The organism is Pseudomonas sp. GM60, from assembly GCF_000282415.1.
In the GTDB taxonomy this organism is placed as follows: domain Bacteria; phylum Pseudomonadota; class Gammaproteobacteria; order Pseudomonadales; family Pseudomonadaceae; genus Aquipseudomonas; species Aquipseudomonas migulae.
Map to the genome: position 1 here is coordinate 110,260 of NZ_AKJI01000028.1, position 10,570 is coordinate 120,829.

Annotated in this window: 9 protein-coding genes; all 9 read left to right on the forward strand. The window is 61.2% G+C overall.

Translation table 11 applies throughout. From position 1 onward, the window contains the following. Positions 1 to 4 precede the first annotated feature (4 nt). Entirely contained in the window at positions 5 to 1,351 is a 1,347-nt protein-coding gene (murD, locus tag PMI32_RS23190) for a UDP-N-acetylmuramoyl-L-alanine--D-glutamate ligase (protein WP_008025978.1), read from the forward strand. After that, positions 1,348 to 2,565: a putative lipid II flippase FtsW gene (gene ftsW, locus PMI32_RS23185; protein ID WP_008025980.1), complete on the forward strand. Its 1,218-nt coding sequence runs from the start codon at positions 1,348 to 1,350 to the stop codon at positions 2,563 to 2,565. Before murD ends, ftsW begins: the two co-directional genes overlap by 4 nt. Then, entirely contained in the window at positions 2,555 to 3,625 is a 1,071-nt protein-coding gene (murG, locus tag PMI32_RS23180; RefSeq protein WP_008025981.1) for an undecaprenyldiphospho-muramoylpentapeptide beta-N-acetylglucosaminyltransferase, read from the forward strand. Before ftsW ends, murG begins: the two co-directional genes overlap by 11 nt. Beyond that, positions 3,618 to 5,078, forward strand: coding sequence for a UDP-N-acetylmuramate--L-alanine ligase (murC, locus tag PMI32_RS23175; protein ID WP_008025983.1), 1,461 nt, complete (start codon positions 3,618 to 3,620; stop codon positions 5,076 to 5,078). The genes murG and murC overlap by 8 nt, the downstream gene beginning before the upstream one ends. Continuing rightward, positions 5,075 to 6,031 (forward strand): D-alanine--D-alanine ligase, encoded by a 957-nt coding sequence (locus PMI32_RS23170; RefSeq protein ID WP_008025985.1) that lies wholly within the window; start codon positions 5,075 to 5,077, stop codon positions 6,029 to 6,031. The genes murC and PMI32_RS23170 overlap by 4 nt, the downstream gene beginning before the upstream one ends. Before the next feature lie 4 nt (positions 6,032 to 6,035). After that, positions 6,036 to 6,905, forward strand: coding sequence for a cell division protein FtsQ/DivIB (locus PMI32_RS23165; protein ID WP_008025986.1), 870 nt, complete (start codon positions 6,036 to 6,038; stop codon positions 6,903 to 6,905). Positions 6,906 to 6,919: 14 nt separating this feature from the next. After that, complete coding sequence (gene ftsA, locus PMI32_RS23160; protein WP_008025987.1) at positions 6,920 to 8,179, forward strand: cell division protein FtsA; 1,260 nt, start codon at positions 6,920 to 6,922, stop codon at positions 8,177 to 8,179. 70 nt (positions 8,180 to 8,249) lie between these two features. Next, positions 8,250 to 9,443, forward strand: a complete 1,194-nt coding sequence (gene ftsZ / locus PMI32_RS23155; protein WP_008025988.1) for a cell division protein FtsZ — start codon at positions 8,250 to 8,252, stop codon at positions 9,441 to 9,443. Positions 9,444 to 9,555: 112 nt separating this feature from the next. Next, the gene (gene lpxC, locus PMI32_RS23150; protein WP_008025989.1) at positions 9,556 to 10,467 is read left to right on the forward strand and encodes a UDP-3-O-acyl-N-acetylglucosamine deacetylase; all 912 of its coding nucleotides are present in this window, start codon (positions 9,556 to 9,558) and stop codon (positions 10,465 to 10,467) included. Positions 10,468 to 10,570: the final 103 nt, after the last annotated feature.

Below are 10,570 nucleotides of genomic sequence, written 5' to 3' on the forward strand. Positions count from 1 at the left end.
ACTCGTGTCTCTGATCGCTTCTGACCACTTCCGCATCGTTGTCGGCCTCGGCAAGAGCGGCATGTCCCTGGTTCGCTTCCTGGCGAACCGGGGCACGTCGTTTGCCGTGGCCGATACGCGGGAAAATCCACCGGAACTGGCCACGCTCAAGCGTGACTATCCGCACGTGGAAGTGCGTTGTGGCGAGCTGGACGTCGAATTCCTGTGCCGCGCCGACGAGCTCTACGTGAGCCCCGGCCTGGCGCTGGCGACCCCGGCCCTGCAGGCGGCCGCCGCTCGTGGCGTGAAGCTGTCCGGCGACATCGAGCTGTTCGCGCGTAACGCGAAGGCGCCGATTGTCGCCATCAGCGGCTCCAATGCGAAAAGCACCGTGACCACGCTGGTGGGCGAGATGGCGGCTGCGGCCGGCAAGCGCGTCGCTGTCGGCGGCAACCTCGGCACGCCGGCGCTGGACCTGCTTCGCGATGACATCGAGTTGTACGTGATGGAACTGTCGAGCTTCCAGCTCGAAACCACCGACCAGCTCAACGCCGAAGTGGCGACCGTGCTCAACGTCAGCGAAGACCACATGGACCGCTACAGCGGTCTGCCGGCCTATCACCTGGCCAAACACCGGATTTTCCGTGGTGCCAGGCAGTTCGTGGTCAACCGTCAGGACGCCCTGAGCCGTCCGTTGATGGGCGAAGGTCAGCCCTGCTGGACCTTCGGTTTGAGCAAACCCGATTTCAAGGCGTTTGGTATCCGCGAAGAAGACGGCGAGAAATACCTCGCCTTCGAATTCCAGAACCTGATGCCGGTGCGCGAGCTGAAAATTCGCGGCGCCCACAATCAGTCCAATGCCCTGGCGGCACTGGCCCTGGGCCACGCGGTTGGCCTGCCGTTCGACGCCATGCTGTCGAGCCTGCGCACGTTCGCCGGTCTCGAACATCGCTGCCAGTGGGTTCGTGACCTGGACGGCGTGAGCTACTACAACGATTCCAAAGCCACCAACGTCGGCGCCGCATTGGCCGCCATCGAAGGGCTGGGCGCGGACATCGACGGCAAGGTCGTGCTGATCGCCGGTGGCGACGGCAAGGGTGCCGAGTTCAATGATCTGCGTGATCCGGTGGCGGCCAACTGCCGCGCCGTGATCCTGATGGGCCGCGACTCCGACAAGATCGGTGAGGCCATTGGCGACGCCGTGCCGCTGATCCGCGCTGCTTCGCTGGTCGAAGCTGTGCAGCAATGCCGCGCCGCTGCGCAGCCGGGCGACGTGGTGTTGTTGTCGCCGGCCTGCGCCAGTTTCGACATGTTCAAGAATTACGAAGACCGTGGTCACCAGTTCGTCCAGGCAGTGGAGGATCTGGCATGAGCCTGCTCAACATCATCAAGCCGTTTCCTTCGCCGCTCATCACCGGGCGCGGCATCGACCTCGATTTTCCGATGCTTGCCGGTTGCCTGGCCTTGATCGGCCTCGGACTGGTCATGATCGCCTCGGCTTCGACCGAAGTGGGGGCCGTGCAGTCGGGCAGTGCCCTGTACTACATGACTCGCCACTTGATCTACGTGGTGCTGGGCCTGGCTGCCTGCATCGTCACCATGATGATTCCGATCGCCACCTGGCAACGCCTGGGCTGGCTGATGCTGATCGGTGCGTTCGGCTTGCTGGTGATGGTGATCATTCCGGGGATCGGCCGTGAAGTGAACGGTTCGATGCGCTGGATCGGTTTCAGTTTCTTCAACGTTCAGCCTTCCGAGATTGCCAAGGTGTTCGTGGTGATCTACCTCGCCGGCTATCTGGTGCGTCGCCAGAAAGAAGTGCGTGAAAGCTGGATGGGTTTCTTCAAACCGTTCATCGTGCTGCTGCCGATGGCGGGGCTGTTGCTGATGGAACCGGACTTCGGTGCCACCGTCGTGATGATGGGCGCGGCTGCGGCGATGCTGTTCCTTGGCGGGGTCGGGCTGTTCCGGTTCTCCCTGATGGTGGTCCTGGCGGTTGCGGCGGTGGTGTTGTTGATTCAGGTGCAGCCATACCGGATGGCGCGTCTGACCAACTTTGCCGACCCGTGGGCCGACCAGTTCGGCGCCGGTTATCAGTTGTCGCAAGCATTGATCGCGTTCGGTCGCGGCGAGTGGCTGGGCGTAGGCCTGGGCAACAGCGTGCAGAAACAGTTCTACCTGCCGGAAGCCCACACCGACTTCGTGTTCTCGGTTCTGGCCGAAGAACTGGGTGCCGTGGGTTCCCTGTGCACCGTGGCCCTGTTCGTCTTTGTTTGTATTCGCGGCATGTACATCGGTTATTGGGCCGAGAAGGCCAAGCAGTTCTTTGCTGCCTATATCGCGTACGGTCTGTCGTTCCTGTGGATTGGTCAGTTCCTGATCAACATCGGGGTGAACGTCGGCCTGTTGCCAACCAAAGGCCTGACCTTGCCGTTCCTCAGTTATGGCGGCAGTTCGTTGGTGATCTGCTGTGCCTGTCTCGGTTTGTTGCTGCGCATTGAGTGGGAGAGTCGAACCCACCTGGGCAGTGAGGAGATGGAGTTCCATGAGAGCGACTTCGCCGAGGAGCCGACCCATGGGCGCTAACGTATTGATCATGGCAGGCGGCACCGGCGGACACGTGTTCCCGGCGCTGGCTTGCGCTCGCGAGTTCCAGGCCCGCGGTTACACCGTGCATTGGCTTGGTACACCGCGTGGCATCGAAAATGACCTGGTGCCGATGGCCGGCATCGAGCTGCACCGGATCAACGCCAGCGGTCTGCGCGGCAAGGGCAAGTTGTCCCTGCTCAAGGCGCCGTTGATGTTGCTCAAATCCGTCTGGCAGGCGCGGGCGATCATTCGCCAGTTGCGGCCGGTGTGCGTGGTTGGTTTCGGTGGTTATGTGACCGGTCCTGGCGGCGTTGCAGCCAAACTGGCCAGCGTGCCGGTGATCGTTCACGAACAGAACGCCGTGGCCGGTACCGCCAATCGGTTGCTGGTGCCGTTGGCCGCCCGAGTCTGTGAAGCGTTCCCCGACACCTTTACCCTGTCGGACAGCCGACGGACCACCGGTAACCCGGTGCGCACCGAGCTGTTCCTCGACACACCGCGACCTGCCCTGGCTGGTCGCAAGGCGCGTTTGCTGATCCTCGGCGGAAGCCTGGGCGCAGAACCGTTGAACAAATTACTGCCTGAAGCCCTGTCGCACGTCGCCCCCGACCTGCGTCCGGACGTGTTCCATCAGGCCGGCAAAAACCACGATGAAGTGACTGCAGAGCGCTATCGCGCGGCTGGCGTCGAGGCGCAAGTGCAGCCTTTCATCAAAGACATGGCCCACGCCTATGGCTGGGCCGACCTGGTGGTGTGCCGCGCAGGCGCGCTGACCATCAGTGAACTGGCTGCCGCCGGTCTGCCCTCGATGCTGGTGCCTTTGCCCCACGCGATCGACGATCACCAGACCCGCAACGCCGATTATTTGGCCCGTGAAGGCGCTGCCTTCCTGATGCCGCAAAGAACGACTGGCGCAGCGGATCTTGCCGCACGCCTGACAGAGGTCCTGATGCAACCACAACGACTCACCGACATGGCCACTGCGGCACGCCGCCTGGCCAAACCCGATGCGACCCGTAACGTGGTCGATACCTGCCTGGAGGTGGCCCATGGTTGAGAATCAGAAAGCCATGCCGCACCCGGAAATGCGCCGTATCCGTCGCATCCACTTCGTCGGTATCGGCGGCGTGGGCATGTGCGGGATCGCCGAAGTGTTGCTGAACCTGGGCTATGAAGTGTCCGGTTCCGACCTGAAAGCTTCGCCGGTTACCGAGCGTCTCGAATCATTCGGCGCCCAGATCTTTATCGGCCACCGTGCCGAGAACGCCGCTGCCGCCGACGTGCTGGTGGTATCGAGCGCGGTGAACACCTCCAACCCGGAAGTCGCCACTGCGCTTGAACGCCGTATTCCGGTGGTGCCGCGTGCCGAGATGCTGGCTGAGCTGATGCGCTATCGCCACGGCATCGCCGTCGCCGGTACACATGGCAAAACCACCACCACCAGCCTGATCGCTTCGGTATTTGCTGCCGGTGGCCTCGATCCGACGTTCGTCATCGGTGGTCGTCTGAATGCCGCGGGCACCAATGCCCAGCTCGGCACCAGCCGCTACCTGATCGCCGAAGCCGATGAAAGCGACGCCAGCTTCCTGCACTTGCAGCCGCTGGTGGCCGTGGTCACCAACATCGACGCCGACCACATGGCGACCTACGACGGTGACTTCAACAAACTGAAGAAAACCTTCGTCGAGTTCCTGCACAACCTGCCGTTCTATGGTCTGGCGGTGGTGTGCCTGGACGATCCGGTGGTGCGTGAAATTCTGCCGCAGGTCAAACGTCCGGTCGTCACGTACGGTTTCGGCGATGACTGCGATGTGCGCGCGATCAATGTGCGTCAGCAGGGCATGCAGACCTTCTTTACCGTGCTGCGTCCTGACCGCGAGCCGCTGGATGTCTCGGTGAACATGCCGGGCAACCACAACGTGCTGAACGCGCTGGCCACCATCTGCATCGCCACTGACGAAGGCGTCAGCGATGAAGCCATCGTCCAGGGCCTGTCCGGGTTCCAGGGTGTCGGCCGACGCTTCCAGGTATATGGCGAACTGCCGGTCGAAGACGGCAGCGTGATGCTGGTCGACGACTACGGTCACCACCCGACCGAAGTCGCGGCCGTGATCAAGGCCGTCCGTGGTGGCTGGCCGGAGCGCCGCCTGGTGATGGTCTACCAGCCGCACCGTTACAGCCGCACCCGCGACCTGTACGACGATTTCGTCAATGTACTGGCCGACGCCAACGTGTTGTTGCTGATGGAAGTCTATCCGGCCGGCGAAGAGCCGATTCCGGGTGCCGACAGCCGCAAGCTGTGCAACAGCATCCGTCAGCGCGGTCAGCTCGACCCGATCTACATCGAGCGCGGTGTCGACCTCGCGCCTGTCGTCAAGCCGCTGCTGCGTGCCGGCGACATCCTGCTGTGCCAGGGCGCCGGTGATATCGGCGGTCTCGCACCGAAACTGTTGAAGAGTCCGTTGTTCGCTGGCGCCATTGCCGCGCCAAGCGTGGGGAAGTTGAAATGACTGCTGCTTACGCCAACCTCGTATCCACTGTCGCGCCGAAAGATTTCGGCCGCGTTGCCGTGCTGTTCGGCGGCAAGAGTGCGGAGCGTGAAGTTTCCCTGAAGTCGGGCAATGCGGTTCTCGCAGCGTTGCAAAGCGCCGGTGTGGACGCGTTCGGTCTCGATGTCGGTGATGACCTGTTGCAGCGTTTGCTCAACGAGAAAATCGACCGCGCGTTCATCATTCTCCACGGTCGTGGCGGTGAAGACGGCAGCATGCAAGGCCTGCTGGAATGCCTGGGCATTCCGTACACCGGCAGCGGCATTCTGGCGTCGGCACTGGCCATGGACAAGCTGCGTACCAAGCAGGTGTGGCACAGCCTCGGCATTCCGACGCCACGCCACGCGGTACTGAGTTCCGAGGCCGATTGTATTTCGGCGGCGACGGAACTGGGCTTCCCTTTGATCGTCAAACCGGCCCATGAAGGTTCAAGTATCGGGATGGCCAAAGTGACTTCCGCGCCCGAGTTGATCGACGCGTGGAAAGCGGCCAGTACCTACGATTCGCAAGTGTTGGTCGAGCAATGGATTCAAGGTCCGGAGTTCACCATCGCCACCCTGCGTGACCAGGTGTTGCCACCGATTGCCCTGGGCACGACGCACAGTTTCTACGACTACGACGCCAAGTACGTGGCCTCCGATACCCAGTACCGGATCCCGTGCGGCCTCGACAGCAACAAGGAAAAAGAACTGATGGACCTCACGGCGAAAGCCTGTGAGGCACTGGGTATCGCCGGTTGGGGCAGGGCTGACGTGATGCAGGACGCCGACGGGCAGTTCTGGTTCCTGGAAGTCAACACCGCACCGGGCATGACCGATCACAGTTTGGTCCCGATGGCGGCCCGTGCCGCCGGTCTGGATTTCCAGCAATTGGTCCTGGCGATCCTGGCCGCCAGTGTTGAGGTTCGAGGGTAAGACCATGCAAGGCGCACAGCTCAGACATCAGCCCCCTCCAGCACCCGGTCGCAAGCCGGTGCCGCGGGGTGCCAGCCGAATGGTGGCCAAAGAGCCGATGTCTGCGCGCCTGCCGAAAGCCAATTTTGGTTTTCTGAAAAGCCTGTTCTGGCCAGTGCTGCTGGTCGCACTGGGGTTTGGCACTTACGAAGGCGCACAGCGTTTGCTGCCGTACGCCGACCGGCCAATCACCAAGATCGCGGTGCAGGGCGACCTGAGTTACATCAGCCAGCAAGCGGTGCAGCAGCGAATCGCCCCGTACGTGGCGTCGAGCTTCTTCACCATCGACCTGGCGAGCATGCGCACCGAGCTGGAACAGATGCCATGGATTGCCCACGCCGAAGTGCGTCGGGTGTGGCCGGATCAAGTGGTGATCCGCCTGGAAGAACAACTGCCGGTGGCCCGTTGGGGCGATGAATCGCTGTTGAACAACCAGGGTCAGGCGTTCACCCCGCGTGAGCTGGCGAACTACGAACACTTGCCACAGCTGTTCGGCCCACAAAGGGCTCAGCAGCAAGTGATGCAGCAATACCAGGTGCTGAGCCAGATGCTCAGGCCGTTGGGCTTCTCGATTGCACGCTTGGAGTTGCGTGAACGAGGCAGCTGGTTCCTGACCACCGGTGCCGGCAGTTCGGGCCCGGGGATCGAACTGCTGCTGGGCCGCGGCAACCTGGTGGAAAAGATGCGCCGCTTCATTGCCATCTACGACAAGACGCTTAAAGAACAGATTACGAACATTGCGCGCATCGATCTGCGCTACGCCAACGGCCTCGCTGTTGGCTGGCGGGAACCTGTAGCGCCTACGACAGCCCAACCCGCTGTCGCGAAGAATTAAGAGAGGCAGGACCCATGGCAAACGTGCAAAGCGGCAAAATGATCGTCGGTCTCGATATCGGCACCTCCAAGGTGGTGGCGCTGGTAGGCGAGGTCTCGGACGACGGCACGCTGGAAATCGTCGGGATCGGCACTCATCCGTCCCGCGGCCTGAAGAAAGGCGTGGTGGTGAACATCGAGTCCACCGTGCAATCGATCCAGCGCGCCATCGAAGAAGCGCAGCTGATGGCTGGTTGCCGGATCCACTCGGCGTTTGTCGGCGTGGCCGGCAATCACATCCGCAGCCTGAACTCCCACGGCATCGTGGCGATTCGTGATCGCGAAGTCAGCTCCGCCGACCTTGAGCGCGTCCTCGACGCCGCCCAGGCTGTGGCAATCCCGGCTGACCAGCGCGTGCTGCACACCCTGCCGCAGGATTACGTGATCGATAACCAGGAAGGCGTGCGTGAGCCTCTGGGCATGTCCGGCGTACGTCTGGAAGCCAAGGTCCACGTGGTCACCTGCGCCGTCAACGCCGCACAGAACATTGAAAAATGCGTGCGTCGCTGCGGTCTGGAAATCGACGACATCATTCTCGAGCAACTGGCGTCCGCGTACTCGGTACTGACCGACGACGAGAAAGAGCTGGGCGTGTGCCTGGTGGACATCGGCGGCGGCACCACCGACATCGCGATCTTCACCGAAGGCGCGATCCGTCACACCGCAGTGATCCCGATTGCGGGCGATCAGGTGACCAACGACATCGCCATGGCGTTGCGCACCCCGACCCAGTACGCCGAAGAAATCAAGATTCGCTACGCCTGTGCCCTGGCCAAGCTGGCCGGTGCCGGTGAAACCATCAAGGTCCCGAGCGTTGGCGACCGTCCACCGCGCGAGCTGTCCCGCCAGGCCCTGGCCGAAGTGGTCGAGCCGCGTTACGACGAGCTGTTCACGCTGATCCAGGCCGAACTGCGTCGCAGCGGCTACGAAGACCTGATCCCGGCCGGCATCGTGTTGACCGGTGGTACGTCGAAGATGGAAGGCGCGGTCGAACTGGCCGAAGAGATTTTCCACATGCCGGTCCGCCTGGGCGTGCCGCATGGCGTGAAGGGTCTCGACGACGTGGTGCGCAACCCGATTTATTCCACCGGCGTCGGCCTGTTGATGTACGGCCTGCAGAAGCAGTCCGACGGGATTTCGTTCTCGGGCATCAGCAGCCGCGACAGCTACAGCAATGACGAACCGAAAGCCGCCTTGCTCGATCGCATCAAGAGCTGGGTACAAGGCAACTTCTGAAGAATTACCGCAGCACCGTTGTAGATACAGGCAGTAGGCGAAAAAACTAGAGAATCAAAGGAGAGGGAAAATGTTCGAACTCGTAGACAACATCCCCGCAAGCCCGGTCATTAAGGTTATCGGTGTTGGCGGAGGCGGCGGCAACGCTGTCAATCACATGGTCAAGAGCAACATTGAAGGCGTTGAATTCATCTGCGCCAACACTGATGCCCAGGCGCTGAAGAGCATCAGCGCGCGGACCATCCTGCAACTGGGCACCAGCGTGACCAAAGGTCTCGGCGCCGGCGCCAACCCTGAAGTAGGTCGTCAGGCCGCTCTCGAAGATCGCGAGCGCATTGCCGAAGTCCTGCAGGGCACCAACATGGTGTTCATCACCACCGGCATGGGCGGCGGTACCGGTACCGGTGCTGCGCCGATCATTGCTGAAGTGGCCAAGGAAATGGGGATCCTCACCGTTGCGGTGGTGACCCGTCCGTTCCCGTTCGAAGGCCGCAAGCGTATGCAACTGGCCGACGAAGGCATCCGCCTGCTGTCGGAAAGCGTCGACTCGTTGATCACCATTCCCAACGAGAAGCTGCTGACCATCCTCGGTAAAGACGCCAGCCTGCTGTCGGCTTTCGCCAAGGCAGACGATGTACTGGCCGGTGCCGTTCGCGGTATCTCCGACATCATCAAGCGTCCGGGCATGATCAACGTCGACTTCGCCGACGTCCGTACCGTGATGAGCGAAATGGGCATGGCGATGATGGGCACTGGCTGCGCCAGCGGTCCGAACCGTGCACGCGAAGCCACCGAAGCGGCCATTCGCAACCCGTTGCTGGAAGACGTGAACCTGCAAGGTGCACGCGGCATCCTGGTGAACATCACCGCCGGCCCTGACCTGTCCCTGGGTGAGTACTCCGACGTGGGTAGCATCATCGAAGCCTTCGCTTCCGAGCACGCGATGGTCAAGGTCGGTACCGTTATCGATCCGGACATGCGCGACGAGCTGCACGTAACAGTCGTTGCCACCGGTCTGGGCGCGAAAATCGAGAAGCCTGTGAAGGTCATCGACAATACCGTTCACACTTCCATGGCGCCGCAACCGCAACAATCGGCTCCCGCTCGTCAGGAAGCTCCAGCGGTGAACTACCGTGACCTGGACCGTCCGACCGTCATGCGCAACCAGGCTCAGGCCGGTGCTGCGACTGCCGCGAAGATGAATCCGCAAGATGATCTGGACTACCTGGACATCCCGGCCTTCCTGCGTCGTCAGGCCGATTAATGGAATGTATCAGGGCTATGAAGGTGATTGGTGTTCAGCAAAGGTCTGGTCTGCTATCATCGCCAGCCTTTGTTGATACCAGTTCGCAATTTGCGCTGAAGCGGCCCAAGCCATGATTAAACAACGCACACTGAAAAATATTATCCGTGCCACCGGTGTAGGTCTGCATTCTGGGGAGAAGGTATACCTGACCCTCAAGCCTGCACCGATCGACACCGGAATCGTCTTTCGCCGTGCCGACCTCGATCCAGTGGTCGAGATCCCGGCTCGTGCTGCCAACGTCGGCGAGACAACTATGTCGACGACGCTGGTCAACGGTGACGTGAAAGTGGACACGGTTGAGCACTTGCTCTCGGCCATGGCCGGCCTGGGCATCGATAACGCCTACGTCGAGCTCTCCGCGTCCGAAGTCCCGATCATGGATGGTAGCGCTGGACCTTTCGTTTTCCTGATTCAATCGGCCGGCCTGGAAGAACAGGACGCAGCCAAGAAATTCATCCGGATCCTGCGGGAAGTGACAGTGGAAGACGGCGACAAGCGCGCCACTTTCGTCCCTTTCGAAGGCTTCAAGGTGAGTTTCGAGATCGATTTCGATCACCCGGTTTTCCGTAACCGCACACAAAGTGCAAGCGTGGATTTTTCCAGCACTTCGTTCGTAAAAGAAGTCAGCCGCGCCCGTACCTTTGGTTTCATGAGTGACATCGAGTACCTGCGCAAGCACAACCTCGCACTCGGCGGCAGCGTTGAAAACGCTATTGTGGTCGACGCGGATGGTGTACTGAACGAAGACGGCCTTCGCTATGAAGACGAATTCGTGAAGCACAAGATCCTCGATGCAATTGGTGACCTCTACCTGCTGGGCAATAGCCTGATTGGTGAGTTCAAGGGCTTCAAGTCCGGACATGCATTGAACAACCAGCTGCTGCGCAAGTTGATTGAGCAGCCAGATGCTTGGGAAGTCGTGACTTTCGAAGACGCCAGCACTGCACCGATCTCTTACATGCGTCCGGTTGCGGCGGTGTAAGTAAAAACCTCTCTAGTTTTTAAAGGCTGCCTTCGGGTGGCCTTTTTTTATGCCTGCGGGAAGGTTATGCGGTGTGATGGCGGCCCCATCGCCAGCAAGCTGG